General features: G+C 62.4%; 19 protein-coding genes. 10 read left to right on the forward strand and 9 right to left on the reverse strand.

The window, feature by feature from the left end; translation table 11 throughout:
* Positions 1–172: 172 nt before the first annotated feature.
* A complete protein-coding gene (locus BLS13_RS10000; protein ID WP_093451797.1) occupies positions 173–541 on the forward strand; it encodes a hypothetical protein in 369 nt (122 codons plus the stop codon).
* A 149-nt stretch (positions 542–690) separates the two neighbouring features.
* On the opposite strand, the gene BLS13_RS10005 is transcribed toward BLS13_RS10000, so the two are convergent.
* The 4 genes from BLS13_RS10005 to thiS all read right to left on the reverse strand — a co-directional run bounded on the left by BLS13_RS10005 (position 691) and on the right by thiS (position 5,667).
* Positions 691–1,215: a DUF1993 domain-containing protein gene (locus BLS13_RS10005; RefSeq protein ID WP_093451799.1), complete on the reverse strand. Its 525-nt coding sequence runs from the start codon at positions 1,213–1,215 to the stop codon at positions 691–693.
* Between the two features lie 64 nt (positions 1,216–1,279).
* Complete coding sequence (locus BLS13_RS10010) at positions 1,280–1,618, reverse strand: hypothetical protein (protein WP_093451801.1); 339 nt, start codon at positions 1,616–1,618, stop codon at positions 1,280–1,282.
* A gap of 154 nt (positions 1,619–1,772) precedes the next feature.
* Positions 1,773–4,142 (reverse strand): TonB-dependent receptor, encoded by a 2,370-nt coding sequence (locus BLS13_RS10015; RefSeq protein WP_093451802.1) that lies wholly within the window; start codon positions 4,140–4,142, stop codon positions 1,773–1,775.
* Between the two features lie 508 nt (positions 4,143–4,650).
* Positions 4,651–5,667: a sulfur carrier protein ThiS gene (gene thiS, locus BLS13_RS10020; protein WP_093452009.1), complete on the reverse strand. Its 1,017-nt coding sequence runs from the start codon at positions 5,665–5,667 to the stop codon at positions 4,651–4,653.
* Positions 5,668–5,768: 101 nt separating this feature from the next.
* On the opposite strand from thiS, the gene aroQ reads away from it, so the two are divergent.
* The 7 genes from aroQ to BLS13_RS10055 all read left to right on the forward strand — a co-directional run bounded on the left by aroQ (position 5,769) and on the right by BLS13_RS10055 (position 9,928).
* Positions 5,769–6,209, forward strand: coding sequence for a type II 3-dehydroquinate dehydratase (aroQ, locus tag BLS13_RS10025; RefSeq protein WP_093452007.1), 441 nt, complete (start codon positions 5,769–5,771; stop codon positions 6,207–6,209).
* A 53-nt stretch (positions 6,210–6,262) separates the two neighbouring features.
* Entirely contained in the window at positions 6,263–6,742 is a 480-nt protein-coding gene (gene accB, locus BLS13_RS10030) for an acetyl-CoA carboxylase biotin carboxyl carrier protein (RefSeq protein WP_176943529.1), read from the forward strand.
* Between the two features lie 3 nt (positions 6,743–6,745).
* On the forward strand, positions 6,746–8,098 hold the full coding sequence (gene accC / locus BLS13_RS10035) for an acetyl-CoA carboxylase biotin carboxylase subunit (protein ID WP_093451805.1): 1,353 nt from the start codon (positions 6,746–6,748) through the stop codon (positions 8,096–8,098).
* Between the two features lie 26 nt (positions 8,099–8,124).
* On the forward strand, positions 8,125–8,463 hold the full coding sequence (arsC, locus tag BLS13_RS10040; protein ID WP_093451806.1) for an arsenate reductase (glutaredoxin): 339 nt from the start codon (positions 8,125–8,127) through the stop codon (positions 8,461–8,463).
* 184 nt (positions 8,464–8,647) lie between these two features.
* Complete coding sequence (locus BLS13_RS10045) at positions 8,648–8,968, forward strand: hypothetical protein (protein WP_256325800.1); 321 nt, start codon at positions 8,648–8,650, stop codon at positions 8,966–8,968.
* A 19-nt stretch (positions 8,969–8,987) separates the two neighbouring features.
* Entirely contained in the window at positions 8,988–9,599 is a 612-nt protein-coding gene (locus BLS13_RS10050; protein ID WP_093451809.1) for a hypothetical protein, read from the forward strand.
* A 98-nt stretch (positions 9,600–9,697) separates the two neighbouring features.
* On the forward strand, positions 9,698–9,928 hold the full coding sequence (locus BLS13_RS10055) for a hypothetical protein (protein WP_093451810.1): 231 nt from the start codon (positions 9,698–9,700) through the stop codon (positions 9,926–9,928).
* Positions 9,929–9,941: 13 nt separating this feature from the next.
* On the opposite strand, the gene BLS13_RS10060 is transcribed toward BLS13_RS10055, so the two are convergent.
* The 3 genes from BLS13_RS10060 to BLS13_RS20340 all read right to left on the reverse strand — a co-directional run bounded on the left by BLS13_RS10060 (position 9,942) and on the right by BLS13_RS20340 (position 12,705).
* Complete coding sequence (locus BLS13_RS10060) at positions 9,942–10,331, reverse strand: VOC family protein (protein WP_093451811.1); 390 nt, start codon at positions 10,329–10,331, stop codon at positions 9,942–9,944.
* A 437-nt stretch (positions 10,332–10,768) separates the two neighbouring features.
* Positions 10,769–12,220 carry a CHASE4 domain-containing protein gene (locus BLS13_RS10065; protein WP_176943530.1) on the reverse strand — a complete coding sequence of 484 codons (1,452 nt, stop codon included), beginning with the start codon at positions 12,218–12,220 and terminating at the stop codon, positions 10,769–10,771.
* On the reverse strand, positions 12,220–12,705 hold the full coding sequence (locus BLS13_RS20340; protein WP_176943531.1) for a PilZ domain-containing protein: 486 nt from the start codon (positions 12,703–12,705) through the stop codon (positions 12,220–12,222). Before BLS13_RS20340 ends, BLS13_RS10065 begins: the two co-directional genes overlap by 1 nt.
* Before the next feature lie 726 nt (positions 12,706–13,431).
* Here BLS13_RS20340 and BLS13_RS21160 point away from each other — a divergent pair.
* Together BLS13_RS21160 and BLS13_RS20680 are read left to right on the forward strand one after the other, a co-directional pair.
* On the forward strand, positions 13,432–14,109 hold the full coding sequence (locus BLS13_RS21160) for a methyl-accepting chemotaxis protein (RefSeq protein ID WP_093451815.1): 678 nt from the start codon (positions 13,432–13,434) through the stop codon (positions 14,107–14,109).
* A gap of 19 nt (positions 14,110–14,128) precedes the next feature.
* A complete protein-coding gene (locus BLS13_RS20680; RefSeq protein ID WP_176943532.1) occupies positions 14,129–14,299 on the forward strand; it encodes a hypothetical protein in 171 nt (56 codons plus the stop codon).
* A 35-nt stretch (positions 14,300–14,334) separates the two neighbouring features.
* Here BLS13_RS20680 and BLS13_RS10075 read toward each other — a convergent pair whose 3' ends face one another.
* Positions 14,335–15,432, reverse strand: a complete 1,098-nt coding sequence (locus BLS13_RS10075) for a GTP-binding protein (protein ID WP_093451816.1) — start codon at positions 15,430–15,432, stop codon at positions 14,335–14,337.
* A 173-nt stretch (positions 15,433–15,605) separates the two neighbouring features.
* Positions 15,606–16,466: a TauD/TfdA dioxygenase family protein gene (locus BLS13_RS10080; protein ID WP_093451818.1), complete on the reverse strand. Its 861-nt coding sequence runs from the start codon at positions 16,464–16,466 to the stop codon at positions 15,606–15,608.
* Positions 16,467–16,471 lie beyond the last annotated feature (5 nt).

Here is a 16,471-nt window from a genome sequence, read left to right on the forward strand (position 1 = left end):
GCCAGCGGCATAAGCGACAACGGCGTCGGCCGCGTACAGCAGGTTCATTCTTTCGGAATAGTTCGGCACAGAATGCTGATATGCCGTAATGGACCGCTTGCCCCATCACCCTTGACCCAGGTTCTCTCGTGACATGAATAGTCCAGTTCGCGGGGCACATTTCAGGGCTGCAATGCGCGCGCTTTTCGTTGCGCTATGCTTGATCGGGAACGTAGAGACGCCCGGCCAGACACCGCCGGAAATCCTTGACCTCCCCATCAAATTTGATCTGGCCAAGATCAAGCCTTCGGCCGGGTTCGGGTTGGCAAGATGCCATGCCGATCGCAATTCCGAAGACATCATGGTTTGCGGTAGCACAAAAAAAGCAGACCCAAATCGATTGCCGTTGCGCGACGACGTGGCCGTTGGGATCGCGAAATCGAACGACGTACGAGCGCTGACCGCGGGTGCATCCGGCATCGGCAGTTGCTCCGCCAGCGGTCCGGGTGGCATCGTGGGATGCTCCTTACATGAATGGAAGGCCGCGGCGGGCAAGGAATGACCATATCCATAATGATCGGCGCCGCGGAAAGCCCCGGTCGACGAGACGACCGCACACAGGCACCATGTCTGCACAATCCAAGCGGCCGCCACGGGTGATTTAGAAGGTGCTCTCTCTTCGAAAACCGCCTCGCATATCGGGCTACCGTTTCAGGCCGATCTGGTTCGCAACTGCCCCTCATAGTCCCGCTTGCCGAGCGGCACGCCGCGCGAGCGCAGGATGTCGTAAGCGGTAACCGCGTGGAAATGGAAATGCGGCAGCGAGAAGGAAAGGATGAAGGTCTCCGACGTGAAGGCGAGCCTCCGCGGGCCGATCTGAAGGTCCAGTTCCTTGCCCGCCCATTCGTTGACCTCGTCGGGCGTGAACGCCTCCAGCGCGGTTTTCGCCTTGCCGATCATCGCCTGCAGATCGGCGAACGGGACGGGTCCGACCAGGGCCGGCGGGGCGAACATGCCGGTTTTCAGGGCCTCCACCCCCCACACGGAATGGTGCCACGCCGCTTCGATTTGAAAATGGAAGGGTGCCATGTCTTCGAAGAGGCGCAGGTTTACGAAATTATCGGGATCGGCCCCCGTCTCCGCGCAATATGTCGCCGCGCCGCCGAGGAACCCTCCGATGGACCTCACAGTCTGCAGGAATGTCGGCACGCTGAGGTCGTAGAGTGATGTTGGCATCGGATTTCCCTCCCATCGAGCAGCTCGATTTCTGCCTATGCGGCTTGTGGTAGAGGCAGCCCGATCAGCGTTGCTTCTTCGCCGTGGTCGCTGTGAAATCGGGGTCCTTGTTCGCCACCCAATCGACAAATTTGCGGACGTTGGGGTTCGCCAGCAGCCCCTCGACATCCATTCCATGGCGCTGCAGTTCGGAATTGGTGAAATTGGCGATCAGCGTCTGTTGGCAAACGGGGTGCATCGGCACGACATCGCGCCCGCCCCGGCTCTTGGGTATGGGATGGTGCCAGACGATGGTCTTGCCCGTAAGCCGGCCACACAGCCAGCAGGATGGCACGATTACCGGACCCTCATCATCGCGATGCAGATCGCCATAGGGATCGTGTTTCGAATGTTTGCGGGCCATGCGTCTGCCTGAATTGCCTGAATTTGCGAGGCACCACCTATAGCGGTGTGGCCAGCATTACCACATCGGCGTCCCCTGCGCCTGGCACCGCTTTCTCGCATCGCCCTGAATCCATCGAGCTCGATTGCCGAAAGCAACCAAATCGATCCCGCGCCTAGAACTTATAGGTTGTCCGCACGCCATAGGTCCGCGGTTCTCCCGGAAGGTAAGATGTCGTGCCCAGCGCCGTATCCTCAAGGCTCAGCAGCCGCGAATAATATTTCTTTTGGAGGATATTGCGACTGTAGAACGCGACTTCGAGCTTCTTGTCGAGAAGGGCGAGCGCCACCTGCCCGTTCAGCAGTCCGTAGCCGGCGATCCGGCCGACATCGGGGTGGGTCGCACCGAACAGGCCAGGGCCGATGTACGGGAATGTCTGCGTGAAAGTGGATGTACGATGCGAATAATCGGCGTGCAGGTTCAGCTCAACCGCGCCGATCGGAACGGTGTAGTCCGCGTCGATCGAATAGCTGAACTTGGGGGCAAAGGGGAAAGGAGTTGCGCTGACGTCGGTGCTCGTCGTCGCCGAGGTCAGGATCGTGAAGTCGGTGTACTTCGTATGGAGATAGGAACTGCTGACTCCAAGCTGGAAGCCGCGGAACGGCAGGACGGTCAGCTCGGCTTCCACACCGTGGATCTTCCCCTTCGCGGCATTCTGGGTGCCCGAGGCAAGGACCAGCGATCCCGGCGTCAGGATGGGGATGCCCCGCTGGATATCGTTATACTGGCTCATATAGGCCGCCACGTTGAAGCGCAGCTTCCTGTCCAGCAGGTCCAGCTTGGCGCCGACTTCATAGTCGGTCACCCGCTCCGGCCCGAAGCCCGCCGCCAGGCCACCCAGGACGGCGCGGGTGTTGAAGCCACCCGAGCGATAGGCCCGGCTGGTCTTGGCGTAAACGAAGGCGTTGCGGTTTATCTGCCAGTCCACCCCGGCGGTATAGGATAAATAGTCGAACGTCGCCGTATTGGTCGCCTGGCAGGTCGTTCCCGCGTCGATCGTGGCAGGGACCAGGGTGCAAACGAATGTCCCGCTCGCCGCCGGTCGTTCGGACCGGTTGAAGCGAACCGCCTCACGATGATCCTCGGTATAGCGCAGGCCGCCGGTTATGCGGATGGCATCGGTGATGTGATAGGTCGCCTGGCCATAACCCGCGTAGCTCTTGTTCCTGACGTTCGCGTCCAGATAGTTCAGCGCGGTGCTGAGAGGATAAAGCGACCGTGACCGCGAGTGATCATAGCCGTGTTCCGTGAAATAGAACGCACCCACGATCCAGTCGAGCTTGTCGGCGAAGACCTTTCCAGTCAGCTGCAATTCTTCCGAGAACTGCCTCTGCCTGATGAAATTGCCCTCGACCGGCGCCAGTAGCGGGCCTGTCAGGAGATAGGGCGAACCGGCAAAGGGATTGAGCGAGGCGGTTTTGACCCCACGATAAGCGGTGATCGACTTGAGGTTGATGTCCTGGCCCAGCGCATAGTCCAGCGTGCCGCTGACTCCGCCGGATTTGGCGTTGCCGAACTGGGACGGGGTGTAGCTGTAGGATGTGTAGAAATTGCCCTTTCCGATCACATCGGTGGCATAACGGGCGAGGCTGTCGCCCGCCGGCGTCTTGACCGGGCAGCGCGGATCGGCGGAAGGCCCCGAACATAAAGCGATCAGCGCGTTGAGGGTTGCGTTGGGCGTAAACGATTTCAGCCCGACGATCTCGCCGCCGGTCCTGCGATCGGTATAGTCGGCCTGGATCAAAACGTGGAACGGCTGGTCCGAGGGCGCGATCAACAGCGATGCGCGGACGAGATCGGTATTGTCGCCACCGATCCGGTTGCCGGAGATACCGTCACGGCCATAGCCGTCATACTGGCTGTGCTGATAAACGGCGCGGACCGCGAGCTGATCGCCGATCAGCGGCACATTCAGCACGCCGACCGCTTCACGCGTATCGAAATTGCCGTAACGCAGGCGCACCATGCCTTCGAGATTGCCGGTCGGCTTCTTGGCGATGAGGTTGATCGCGCCGCCGGTGGTGTTGCGCCCGAACAAAGTGCCCTGCGGCCCGCGCAGCACTTCGACACGCTCGGTGTCGACCAGATTGAACAGGGCGCCCGACGAACGGGCCATATAGACGCCATCCAGATAGACGCCGATCGCCTGATCGTTCGCCAGCAGCGCGTCAGTCGAGGATTGCCCGCGCATCGAGAGCGATGCGGATCCGGCCTGCGATGTCGTCGGCTGGATCACCAGCCCCGGCGCCAGCCGCTGCAATTGATCGATATTGGTGACCTGCGCCTTGTCGATCGCGGCACTTGTGACGGCCGTGACGGCCACCGGGGTCGATTGCAGCCGCTCCGACACACGCCGCGCGGTCACGGTGATCTCCTGGATACCATCGCCCTGCTGCTCATTCGCGGGCGCAGCCGTCTGCGCTTGCGCAGATCCGACAAACGCCATCACCACGCAGGGTATCCCCACCAAGAGGCTCTTCGACATCTCCGTCTCCCAGGCTTTATTGTTGCTTGCGACTTTATCGTTGTTTGCAATTGGGTGGCACAATGCTGCCCGTTTGCAAGTTTATTCCATCAACGTACAGATTGCGCCCCACGCTTCTTCGGGCTGTCGCGCGAGATGTTGCGTCGATGACCGGTGGCAGAAGCCGTTGCAGATCGGTATTTCCGACAATTGAGCAGATCGCGCGGGCCGGCTTCACGCATTCGCCTGAGACATTGAATTCGGGGAAACTCCCCTGAGTGATTTCTTCAGACGCCGAAATGGGTTGCCCAAAGAAGATCCTGATGCCGCGTTGTCGCATCCTACCCGCAGGTCACGGGCAGAAGCACGTTCCTGACGACAGACTAATCATTCAGGGTTACTTGACGAACACAGGCTCTTTTACAGGCCTGCTACTTAGGGAGAAACGGGTTCGAGAAGTCCCGCCGACGATGCATGATTCATCCGGCATCAGCCCGCAGCCGATCATGCAGGGCCGGATTCCGCCCGCTCAGATCAACCCCGCCAGCGGGCTCGACGGATCGGCATACATGCGGCGCCCCATCCGCCCTGCCCGATACGCCAGCCGGCCGCTTTCGACCGCAAGCTTCATCGCGGAGGCCATCATGATCGGGTTCTTCGCCTCGGCGATCGCCGTGTTCATCAGTACGCCCGCGCAGCCGAGTTCCATCGCCGAGGACGCCTCTGAGGCGGTGCCGACACCCGCATCGACGAGCACCGGCAAATTCGTGCCCTCGACGATCAGCCGGATCGTCACCCGATTCTGAATGCCGAGGCCCGAACCGATCGGCGCGCCCAGCGGCATGATCGCGACCGCGCCGACATTTTCGAGCCGCTTGGCAGCGATCGGATCGTCGACGCAATAGACCATCGGCTCGAAGCCTTCCTTCGCCAGGATCTCGGTCGCGCGCAGCGTTTCGACCATATCCGGATAGAGCGTCTTCGCCTCGCCCAGCACTTCGAGCTTCACGAGCGTCCAGCCGCCGGCTTCGCGCGCCAGCCGCAGGGTGCGGATCGCGTCCTCGCCGGTGAAGCAGCCGGCGGTGTTCGGCAGGTAGGTGATCTTCTTCGGATCGATAAAGTCGGTCAACATCGGCGCCTTCGGATCGGCGATGTTCACGCGGCGCACCGCGACCGTCACGATCTCCGCGCCACTGGCTTCGACCGCAGCGGCATTCTGAGCGAAATCCTTGTACTTGCCGGTGCCGACGATCAGCCGCGAGCGGAAAGTGCGCCCCGCCACCGTCCAGCTATCGTCATCGATCTTTTCATTCACCGACACCGCATGATCTCCACCGCCGACAAAATGGACGATCTCGAGATCGTCGCCATCCTCCAGCCGCACCTGCCCCAGCGTCGAGCGCGGCACAACCTCCAGATTGCGCTCGACCGCCACCTTGGCGGGATCGAGCCCTAGGTCGTTCGCCAGTTCGGCGATAGTCATGCCTGACATGACGCGGCGATGTTCGCCGTTGATCCTCACCTGGATCGTGCCGTCCGCCGTCATGCCATGCTCCTTCGCTTGGATCCCGCCCATATCGCTTTGCGCTTTGCGGGCGAGCGCCATATAGGAAAGCCGGTCGCCGTATCGCAATGGAAAGGGACCATGTGGCCGATCGCCCGATCATCTTCGTACTGAATGGCCCGAACCTGAACATGCTGGGCACGCGCGAACCGGAAATCTACGGGCATGATACGCTCGACGATATCGCCGGCCGGCTCGAGGATCGCGCGCTCGAACTCGGCGTCCAGATCGACATGCGCCAATCGAACCACGAAGGCCATCTGGTCGACTGGATCCAGGAGGCCGGCGCCACCGGCGCCAGGGCGATCCTGCTCAATGCCGGCGCCTTCACCCACACGTCGATCGCGATTCACGATGCGATCAAGGGCGTGAACGTTCCCGTGATCGAGGTTCATCTCTCCAATCCGCACCGACGCGAAGCCTTCCGCCATATCAGCTATGTGGGGCAGGCCGCGAAGGGCACGATCGCCGGCTTCGGCGCGGCATCCTATATGCTGGCGCTGGACGCAGCCGCCGGCTTCTGACAGTAGCGGCGCCAATCACACCATATTCGATCTATCCAGAACGAGAATTGCCAATGTCTGAACACATCCAGGGTAGCGCAATGCAGGTTGATCCCGAACTGGTTCGCCAGCTTGCCGTGCTCCTCGACGAAACCAACCTCACCGAGATCGAGGTGCAGGATGGCGAGCGCAAGATCCGCGTCGCCCGCAATATCACGGTAGCCGCCGCCGCGCCGGTCTATTCCCAGCCAGCCCCCGCGGCGCCCGTCGCTGCTCCCGCCGCAGCGGCGCCCGCCGCACCAGAGCATGCCGCCGATCATCCCGGTGCCGTCAAGTCGCCGATGGTCGGCACCGCCTATCTTTCGGCCGAACCCGGCTCGCGCCCGTTCGCCTCGGTGGGCGACAAGGTCGCCGTCGGCCAGACGCTGTTGATCGTCGAGGCGATGAAAGTGATGAACAGCATCGCGTCGCCGCGCGCCGGCACCGTCAGGGCCGTGCTCGTCGAAAATGGCCAGCCGGTGGAATATGATCAGCCGCTTGTGATCGTCGAGTAAGATATGGCCATCACCAAGGTCCTGATCGCCAATCGCGGGGAAATCGCGCTTCGCATCCACCGCGCCTGCCACGAAATGGGCATCCAGACGGTCGCCGTGCATTCGACCGCCGACGCCGATGCGATGCATGTGCGATTGGCCGATCAATCGGTGTGCATCGGCCCGCCGCCGGCGACCGATAGCTATCTGAACATCCCCAGCATCATCGCCGCCGCCGAGATTTCGGGCGCCGACGCGATCCATCCGGGTTACGGCTTCCTCTCCGAAAATGCGCGCTTCGCCGAGATCGTTGAATCGCACAATCTGATCTGGATCGGCCCGAAGCCCGAACATATCCGCACGATGGGCGACAAGATCGAGGCAAAGCTGACGGCGGCCAAGCTCGGCCTGCCGCTGGTGCCGGGATCCGACGGGCCGATCAGCTCGTTCGAGGAAGCACAGAAGGTCGCGGCCAGGATCGGCTATCCGGTGATCATCAAGGCGGCATCAGGCGGCGGCGGCCGCGGAATGAAGGTCGTCGAGAGCGACGCGCTGCTCGAAACCGCGATCCAGCAGGCGGGCTCCGAAGCCAAATCGGCGTTTGGCGATGCCACCGTCTATATGGAAAAATATCTTGGCGATCCGCGCCATATCGAATTCCAGATCTTCGGCGACGGCAACGGCAACGCTATCCATCTCGGCGAGCGCGACTGCTCGCTGCAACGCCGCCACCAGAAGGTGCTCGAGGAGGCGCCCTCCCCCGTCATCACCCATGCCCAGCGCAGCGAAATGGGTGCGATCGTCGCCAAGGCGATGGCCGACATGGGCTATCGCGGCGCCGGCACGATCGAATTCCTGTACGAGAATGGCGAATTCTACTTCATCGAGATGAATACCCGGCTGCAGGTGGAACATCCGGTGACCGAGGCGATCACCGGCATGGATCTGGTGCGCGAACAGATCCGCATCGCCGAGGGCAAGCCGCTGTCGGTGAAACAGGAAGACCTCGAATTTCGCGGCCATGCGATCGAATGCCGGATCAATGCCGAGGATGCGCGCACCTTCGCGCCCTCGCCCGGCACGGTGAAGAGCTTCCACGCCCCCGGCGGCATGCATGTGCGCGTCGATAGCGGCATCTATGCCGGCTATCGCATCCCGCCATATTATGATTCGATGATCGCCAAGCTGATCGTCTATGGCCGCGACCGCGCCGGCTGCATCCGACGCCTCCGCCGCGCGCTCGAGGAGTTCGTGATCGAGGGTGTCAAGACCACGATCCCGCTCCACCAGGCGTTGATCGAGGACCCGGAATTCCAGCGAGGCGACTATACGATCAAGTGGCTCGAAGACTGGCTTGCGCGCGAGAACGAGGCCTGATCGATCTTTCGAAGGACGACACGGTTATGAAGGCGACCATCTGGCACAATCCGCGCTGCTCGAAATCGCGGGAGGCGCTGGCGATCCTGCAGGAGGCGCCCGGCCTCGACGTGGAGATCGTCGAATATCTCAAGACCCCGCCGGCCCGCGCCGAGATTGCGGCCTGGTATAAGCGCGCGGGGATGACCGCGCGCCAGGGACTGCGCACCGCCGAGCCCGGCGCCAAGGCGCTCGCCGGAGCGAGCGACGACGCTATCCTTGATGCGATGGCGGCGGAGCCGATCCTGATCGAGCGGCCGCTGGTCTCTACCGACAAGGGCGTGCGGCTGGGCCGGCCGCCTGAAAAAGTGCGCGAGATCCTCTGAGGTCGGCGCCACCGCCACAAGGCGGCGATCGGGGAAGCGGGCGTGCATCACCGGCGCACCTTCCGGAAAATTGCCTATTCCCTGTCGGCTGCGGAAGCGATCAAGATGTGGGGACCGCTTTTTTCCGAAGCCCGGAGCCATTGCCGGGGCGGATCGTTGGGCGCTCGCCACGATGGAGCACATGATGATTCGAATTCTTCCAGCGCTGACCATAGCCCTGCTTGCCTCGGGGGCCTGGGCGCAGTCGTCACCGCCGGCGGTCGTGTATAATGCGCCGCTCAATCCTGCGGTAAAGCTCGGCGGAGTCAAAGAGGGCTCTGCGCTGGCCGCCGGATATAATTCGTTCACGCAGGAGCAGGCCCGCGCCCGGATCGCCAAGGCGGGCTATACCAATGTGTCGCCCCTGAAGAAGGATGACACCGGGCTCTGGCAGGGGACGGCCACCCGCCAGGGCAAGACCGTACATGTCGCGCTTGATTACAAAGGCAATATCGCGAGCGACTGATTGTTGAAGGAAAAGCGACATGTCCAAGACGATTACACGATTGTTCGACCGTTACGCCGACGCCCATGAAGCCGTTACCGATCTTGAGCTTGCCGGCGTGAATGCGGACGACATCAGCCTCATCGCGAACAACACCGATGGCGTGCTCGGCCCCGATGACGTCGTGACCGCCGACATCGGCAAGGGGGCAACCGCAGGCGGCCTGATCGGTGGCGCGGGCGCCCTGCTCGCCGGCGTCGGCCTGATTGCCATACCCGGGCTCGGCCCCGTCGTGGCCGCCGGCTGGCTCGTAACGATGCTGCTGGGCGCTGGAGTTGGTGCGGCGGCGGGGGCCGCCACCGGGGGCATCGTCGGCGTGCTGCAGGCGCACGGCGAAAGCGAAGACGACGCGCATGTCTATGCCGAAGCCGTCAGACGCGGCAGCACACTCGTCAGCGCGAAGGTGGCTGACGAACTGATCGATGAAGCCGAAGCCATTCTGGCCCGCAATCGTTCTGTGGAAGCGGCAGCCCGCGCGGCCAAATATAAGGCGGCCGGCTGGAGCAGGTTCGACGATAAGGCCCCGCATTATACCTTGGAGGAAATCGAAGCAGAGCGCCGTCGCCACGCATCCGCAGCCGTCGATGAATGAGGGCGGGCGCGATGATTCGCTGAAGCCCTTGCTTGGCGCTTGCGCCGTGCGGTGGTAAACTGCTGGTCGGGGGCGTTAGACTCCAGCAGGAGAGTGAAATGCAACTCGAAAGCCAAACCGACCACATCGCCATATTGTCGCTGATGCTCGTCGGCATGCTGATCAAACGGCTGGAGGAAGTTGGGCAGCTCGACGACGGCACCGCGCGCCATATCCACCGCCTTGTCGGCAGCGTGCGAACCCATGCCACCAATGCGGGCCTCAAGGATCTCAACATCCTGTTCGACAATATTGATCGGTCGCTGGGCGAGCGTCAGCTCGTTTCCTGATCGGAGACGCGTTTCACATCGCCTCAGGCGCACCATAAGGCCGGGTGATCAATTCCAGCAGGTGGCCGTCGGGGTCTTCGAAATAGACGCCGCGCCCGCCCCAATGGCGATTGATCTCGCCAGCCTGGCTCCGCGCCGGATCGGCCCAATATGTCAGCTGAGCGGCCTGCGCTTTCGCAAGGCCGGCATCGAATTCGGTGTCGTCGACCAGAAAGGCATAATGCTGCGCGGCGACCGGCCCGGCCTTCTCCATGAAATCGAGCGACACGCCATTGGCAAGCTGCACCACCAGGAAGTGGGAAAAGGGCTCGGCCGGCGGCAGGCCGAGAATATCGGTAAGGAAATCGGCCGATCGTCGCTTGTCGCGGCACCAGACGATGCTGTGGTTGAGTTGTGCCGGCATATCATCGCCTTCCCGGTTCGAGGGGCGATAATATCACGGCGTCATGCCGTGAGCCAGTTCCGGCATAGTATCCATGTCGATCGGGTGAACAAGACAATGCTTCGCCGGTGAGGCTTTTCGCCCAAAATTGATCATCCCGACGAGCGCCAAGTTCAGACCGATATCACGGGAATGTAACATCTTTCGTCAAGAGGCGACCTCCCTTCACCTTCATTCCCGCGCAAGCGGGGACCCATGGACGGGGGCAAGTACCGACTCCAGTGTGTCGCGACCGTGGGTTCCCGCTTGCGCGGGAATGACGATCGGAGGCTGGCGTCGCTCGCATTCACCCGCTTGCCCTGCTTCCGCCTGCCCTCGACATGTCGCTGTTCGGGTCGCCGGGAATCTTTTCTCACGCACTGGCGCGGAACCACGACCGTTAGGCGCCGGCGGCAAAATCAAGCGGCACGGTGGGATACTGGTTGAGGTTCTGCGGCGGGCGCGATGTCGGCGGACTCCATCGCGATTTCGGCGCGGTGGATGATATCGTCGGCGTCGGCTTGCGGATCGTCGACGACCGCACTGCCGATCGAGCAGGTCGCGGTGATCGTCCCGCCCTGCAGCGCAACGGGCGTTGCCATCGCGTCCGACAGCCGCGCGCCGATAGCCTGTGCGTTGTCGCGGTTGCATCCGAGCGAGAGCACCACGATCGAAGTGGCCGAACGCCGCGCGATGATGCTGTCATCGCGACACAGCGACGCCAGCCGCTGCTCCGCAATGCCCATGAAACTTTCCCCCGCTGGATCATCGGCAGCCGCCAGAGCATCCTCGGACAAGGCGAAGCCGATGCAATGGACGACAAGGCTATCAATGCCCTGGCCCAGGCCGCCAATTTCCAGCGCGAGCTGATCCCGAAAGGTCGGAAATTCAACGATCACATAGTCATCTGCCGCGACAGGCCGCACGGCGCTCTGCGCAATCAGTTCATCGGCGAAGCCGAATATCCGGCGCAGCTGGGTGAACACCACAGCCAGCAGGATCAGGCATGCGATCAGGATTTGCGGCCAGAGCCGCCGCAGCATGCCATAGCCCGGGTTCAACGGATGCCATGCGAGCAAGGCGACCACCCGCCCGGTTTCGTCCGTTGCGGGGATCGACGTTTCACCTTCCGCCGCGAGCTGCCCGAGAAACCGCACGTGGACATCGTCAAACAGGAACCGGCTCGAAAAGCGCGACAGGAAGGACGGATCGACCGGCATCGTCGTAACGACAATGGGTGCGCGCGGGCCCGCCGGCATCGCGGTTCCGAAATCGGGTTGGACAAGGGTTACCGTCAATATCGTCAGGCTCCTGCCGACGACCTTGAGGGCGCTCGCCTGAATCGGGCGGGACATCATGCCCCTGGCACCGTCCTTGTGCAGCGGAGGGCGCTGCGATTCCTGCAGCCTCACCATCTGAATCAGATCGGCGGCCAGAGTGTCGATCGGCCGATAGGCGGAGATGGGCGCCTTCGCCCCCCTGAACGAGGCAAAGATCGGTCGGTTGGCAGCGTCGAGAACGAAACTGCGATCGAATCCATCGGTCTGATACAAGAATTTTCCGATATTGGTCTCGGCCCAGTCGGGGGCATAACGATTGTCGAGATTGCGCACGGCATCATCCCAGTCGGTCTGCGGCACAACCATGTTCGCCACCTCTGCCACACGCTGCGTGAACCCGTTCCGGGCGAGATTCTGTTCCCGGACTTCGCTCTCGCGATCGAAAGCCCCAAGCGCGAAATGGATGCCGAGCGTGAGGACAAGCACCGTCAATCCAGCAATGACAGCGAGCGGCCAGAAGAAGTCGCTTCGCCGGATCGGCATTTCGTCGCCCGGCCGAACGATCCCATAGCTTCGTCCAGAAATGCTCATCACATATGCTTTCCGATAGCGGCCAGCGGGGCCGACAATGTCTTGTAAACTTCCCATGCGACGCTGACCGCCACGCAGCCGCCGACTGCCAGAACGATCGCAAACTGCATCGAAGCGGAGCGGCGCCTGCTGCGCTCCGCTTCGGCACGTAAATCCGCACGGGACGTCCTGGGCTTCGGGTCTGCGGCGACCGGCGCCGGACGGACCAACCCGCCGCGACGGCCCCTGCTTTTCAGGATCGCCGCGACGTCCAGCTGGTCCTGCAAGCGCAGCCCGCATGACTGTCCCGACGCCCACATCGATCGCGCGGTGACGATTCCGTAGGGCAGCTCGAGATCGACATAGGTGCCGGGCGGTGGAGGCTTCACCGTGCGCAGCATCGCCCCCCGCCGGGAGATGTTCCGCACACTGGCGGCGCACCACTGCTTTTCCCAGCGGATGCGTGCCGGCATGACGATATCGTAACGGTCCTCGCGCTGAATCATCCGAAGCACGGGTCCTGATCGGCGAAATCTTCGCATGGCTTCGGCAGCAGCCGGATCGCCGCGGCATGCGTCCGCGCGCACCTCCCTGGCTCCCACTCCCGCAAGTTCCGCTCCCCAGCCACGCGCCTTCTCAACCGGGCGACTTCTATCGAGGCAACTTCTTGGCGGAGATTTCTTAATTTCGCGCTAATGCATGGCAGCATTTACATATGCACCGCCGCATGATCGAAATCTCTCCGCAATGACTGATCGGCACCTCAAAGGGTACTTCATCGGTTTGATCATTACCTGTCAGAAACATTTTGGTCTGCTGCGTCGCAATAAACGGCTTGTTCTGGCGTACCATATGTTGCATTCGACGAGGTGATAGTTCCCGCAACGCAGCGGGCGCGAATATAGCCACCGACCTCAACGATGAGGGCCGGAGGCGCATCGAACCATTGATCGGCGCGAGCCGGCCGATGGGAAGGATGATTGGCAAGGCCGCCATGTGGACACCCTGATGCGGGAGCCCACATGGCGGCCTTTTTCAGTTTCGGAGCACGAACATGAAGATACGCAGCGGCGGCGCAGGTAGATTTTTCCCAATAACTGTTCGCGCCTTTCAGCCGTCAGTCGTCCGATGACCAGGCATGTTGCGTCGCACAATTTTAACCATATTTCGTCCATGATCATGTCTGGATCTGGAATCCCATTTGCGGGCGAAATCGAGTTTCGGGTGACGATATGACCAGAACCGACGAATTTTTGGATACGGCCTCCGCACTGGGCCTGTTGATCAATCTTTCCGGCAAGATGCGCATGCTATCGCATCGGGCGGCGATGCTCATTCTTGTGAAAGATCGCAATATACGGAAAAATCCCGCGGCAGCGGATCTTCCCGACGCAAGGCTTCAGGCCGCGCTGGACGAGTTTCAGTTCATTTATTCGGCCATGCGCAAAGGCTGTTCGCAGTTGCGCATCGCCCCCGATGTGGCGCGATTGCTGCACGATCGGAATGCCCTGGGCGATGATGCCATCAGAACGATCGATTCCTTCCTTCAGCGCGCGGAATGGCTGAGCCAGGGCCGGCACGACGACCTGATCATGGAATTTGTCGACTTCGTCGCCGGCGCGCTGCTCACGCAACTGAACCAGACGACCGATGGCGTCAGCCGGCTGCTCGAACGGATCCACGAGGAACAGCGCGCGATCGCCCAAAAGAGCGAGACAACGATTTCCGAAACCTTGACCGCCATCGAACAGGTCAGCTTCAGCGTTCGCCTCATCGCGCTCAATGCCAGCACCGAAGCGGTACGAGCCGGGGATGTCGGAAAGGGATTTGCGGTGATCGCCCAGGAGATACGCTCGCTGAGCGACCGGGCATCCGAACTGGTGAGCTCCGCCCGATTGCTTCTGCAATGAGGGGCGGACAGCAATCGTCATGCTCGACGTTCTCGACTGCGGCGATCCTGCAGTGGTGGCAAAGCACAAGGCCCTCTATGTGGGTTATGGCTTTGTCCCCTTACTCTCCAACCCGCTGCGACTATCCCTACAAATGGCCACGGTTCGCACGCTTATAGAAAATCTCGATGACAGCGCACAAGGCGGGTAAGATTGATGCCGCAATCGCTCCACCGGCCCCGAAATCTACCCCAGCTTCACAGCCGCCACCTTGGCAATCGCCACAACATCCCCATGCTCCGCTCGCGGCACCTTCGTGGTCGCAGTTCCCTGCACCCTAAACACCGCACCCGCCCGCATCGCCTGACCGCCGGCCCCTGTCAGCGTCCCGCCTTCGGCAATCCCCCCGCCAAACACCCGCGCCAGCGCCAGCCCGCCCGCCGCGCGGCCATAGCCGGTCTTGAACAGCCGCACCGTCGCCCCCACGATCCCCAGCCGCTCGGCGGTCGCGGATGGTGGCGGGGTGTCGTGGCGGAGCATCTTGAGCAGGCGCCTGATGCCGAAGCCGTTGAGCGCCGATCCAAACAATACGGGCACGATCCGGCCGTCGGCCATCTCGCGGGTGAGATCGCCGAAGATCGTGTCGAGGCTCGGCACCTGATCGGAAACGAGTTGTTCGAGCAGATCGTCGTCATGATCGGCGAGTTGCTCGAGCATGTGCACCCGCGCCGCCGTCTCGTCCTCGCGCAGATGCGGGGCGAGCGGGACTTGCTGGGAGCGCTGGCCCGGCCGGTAATGATAAGCGCGTTCCAGCGCGAGATCGACGAAGCCCGCGACGCGCTCACCGGCGAGGATCGGGATCTGCCGCGCGACCAGGGTCGCCGCGCTCATCGGCGCGAGCGTCGCCAGCAGATCATCGATGCTGCCATGCGCGCGATCGATCTTGTTGACGAACAGGGCATGGGGCACGCGCGAAGCCTCCAGCCGGCGCAAGGTCGGCTCGACCGAGGCGGCATGCGCCGTATCGGGATCGATCACGACCAAAGCGAGATCGGCGATCGGCAGCGCCATCGCGGCATCGGCATCGCATGCCGCCGCGCCGGGCACATCGATGATCTGATAGGGATCGCCCATCCAGTCGAAGCGCATCAGATTGAGCTCGGTCGACGCCCCACGCTTGCGCGCCTCCGGGCTGGCATCGCCGACGCTGTTATGGCCATCGACCGAACCGAGCTTCGGGATCGCGCCGGCCGCGAACAGCAGCGCCTCCGCGAGGCTGGTCTTGCCGGCGCCTTCAGGCCCGACGAGCGCGATCGTCCTTGCACCGCCGCCGATCGCTTTCATGCATCTTCTCCTGCCGCCCGATCCCTCGTTGCGAAGATCGTAAGCCGAGCGAGGCTCGACCTTTACGCGGGCGAACGCAAGTGTGGAGAGGATCGCATCACGTTCGTCCACGCGGCGGTTGGCGCGGGCGCTCCATCGTCTGAGGATGTGCAGCACCCTTCATCGCCCTCGCCTCACGCGCAGTCGAAAGGTTCGTCGCCCTTCAGGACCGTGCGGTGCATCAGCCGTCCGCTATCCGCCGCATAAGGCAGCGCGCGGTGCAAGGTGCCGCTATTGTCCCACATCACCGTGTCGCCAATGCTCCAGCGGTGGCGATAGACGAATTGCGGCTGCGTGGCCCAATCGCGCAGACGCACCAGCAGGTCGAGGCTGTCGAGATAATCCATGCCCTCGACATAGGCGGCGGTCGCCCCGATCACGAGCGACTTGCGCCCGCTGCGGTGCTTCCAGACCAGCGGCTGCGAGCGCGAGGGGCCGCTGCGCTGGCGCTTGAAATCGGCATAGGATGGCTCCGGATCGGCATTGCGCTGAAGCGCCCAGGCCGCATGGACGACCCGCAGATGTTCGAGAGCCGCCTTCTCCAACTCGGGCAGCGCGTCATAAGCGGCATAGGTGCTGCAGAATTCGGTGTCGCCGCCCGTGTCCGACAGGCGCTTGGCCGAAAGGATCGACGCGAAGATCGGCACCTCAGCCATCGATCCGTCCAGATGCCAGAAAAACGAATTCCTGAGGCTTTTGGCGGTTCTGGCGACATTCTCGTCAAGGCTGACCTTGTAGATCCGCTCGCGCACGCCGTTTTCCGGCACCGTTCCGCTAAACTCATCGATCTGCTCGCCGATCGTCCCGGTGAAGACGACCTGCTGTTCGTCGCTGAGGCTGACCCCGGGAAAGACGAGCACCCCGCGCGCCTCCAGTAAGCTCCGGATCTCATCGGCATAGTCGCCGCTCAACATGGCATCGACGCCGATCTCAACGCGTGCGCCGATTGCCGGCGTCAGGTGGGTCACAGCCATGACCGGGTTTTTGATGAGCATTTTAT

The sequence above is a fragment of the Sphingomonas sp. YR710 genome (assembly GCF_900101455.1).
Lineage (GTDB): Bacteria > Pseudomonadota > Alphaproteobacteria > Sphingomonadales > Sphingomonadaceae > Rhizorhabdus.

What these genes read in the sequence shown, in the direction of transcription:
- BLS13_RS21160 (WP_093451815.1), top strand. Translation starts at nt 13,432, where the DNA reads ATGACCAGAACCGACGAATTTTTGGATACGGCCTCCGCACTGGGCCTG.
- BLS13_RS10000 (WP_093451797.1), top strand. Translation starts at nt 173, where the DNA reads ATGCGCGCGCTTTTCGTTGCGCTATGCTTGATCGGGAACGTAGAGACG.
- BLS13_RS10015 (WP_093451802.1), bottom strand. Translation starts at nt 4,142, where the DNA reads ATGTCGAAGAGCCTCTTGGTGGGGATACCCTGCGTGGTGATGGCGTTT.
- BLS13_RS20340 (WP_176943531.1), bottom strand. Translation starts at nt 12,705, where the DNA reads ATGATTCAGCGCGAGGACCGTTACGATATCGTCATGCCGGCACGCATC.
- BLS13_RS10005 (WP_093451799.1), bottom strand. Translation starts at nt 1,215, where the DNA reads ATGCCAACATCACTCTACGACCTCAGCGTGCCGACATTCCTGCAGACT.
- BLS13_RS20680 (WP_176943532.1), top strand. Translation starts at nt 14,129, where the DNA reads ATGCTCGACGTTCTCGACTGCGGCGATCCTGCAGTGGTGGCAAAGCAC.
- arsC (WP_093451806.1), top strand. Translation starts at nt 8,125, where the DNA reads ATGAAGGCGACCATCTGGCACAATCCGCGCTGCTCGAAATCGCGGGAG.
- BLS13_RS10075 (WP_093451816.1), bottom strand. Translation starts at nt 15,432, where the DNA reads ATGAAAGCGATCGGCGGCGGTGCAAGGACGATCGCGCTCGTCGGGCCT.
- thiS (WP_093452009.1), bottom strand. Translation starts at nt 5,667, where the DNA reads ATGACGGCGGACGGCACGATCCAGGTGAGGATCAACGGCGAACATCGC.
- BLS13_RS10060 (WP_093451811.1), bottom strand. Translation starts at nt 10,331, where the DNA reads ATGCCGGCACAACTCAACCACAGCATCGTCTGGTGCCGCGACAAGCGA.
- BLS13_RS10055 (WP_093451810.1), top strand. Translation starts at nt 9,698, where the DNA reads ATGCAACTCGAAAGCCAAACCGACCACATCGCCATATTGTCGCTGATG.
- BLS13_RS10080 (WP_093451818.1), bottom strand. Translation starts at nt 16,466, where the DNA reads ATGCTCATCAAAAACCCGGTCATGGCTGTGACCCACCTGACGCCGGCA.
- BLS13_RS10010 (WP_093451801.1), bottom strand. Translation starts at nt 1,618, where the DNA reads ATGGCCCGCAAACATTCGAAACACGATCCCTATGGCGATCTGCATCGC.
- BLS13_RS10065 (WP_176943530.1), bottom strand. Translation starts at nt 12,220, where the DNA reads ATGAGCATTTCTGGACGAAGCTATGGGATCGTTCGGCCGGGCGACGAA.
- accB (WP_176943529.1), top strand. Translation starts at nt 6,263, where the DNA reads ATGTCTGAACACATCCAGGGTAGCGCAATGCAGGTTGATCCCGAACTG.
- BLS13_RS10050 (WP_093451809.1), top strand. Translation starts at nt 8,988, where the DNA reads ATGTCCAAGACGATTACACGATTGTTCGACCGTTACGCCGACGCCCAT.
- BLS13_RS10045 (WP_256325800.1), top strand. Translation starts at nt 8,648, where the DNA reads ATGATTCGAATTCTTCCAGCGCTGACCATAGCCCTGCTTGCCTCGGGG.
- accC (WP_093451805.1), top strand. Translation starts at nt 6,746, where the DNA reads ATGGCCATCACCAAGGTCCTGATCGCCAATCGCGGGGAAATCGCGCTT.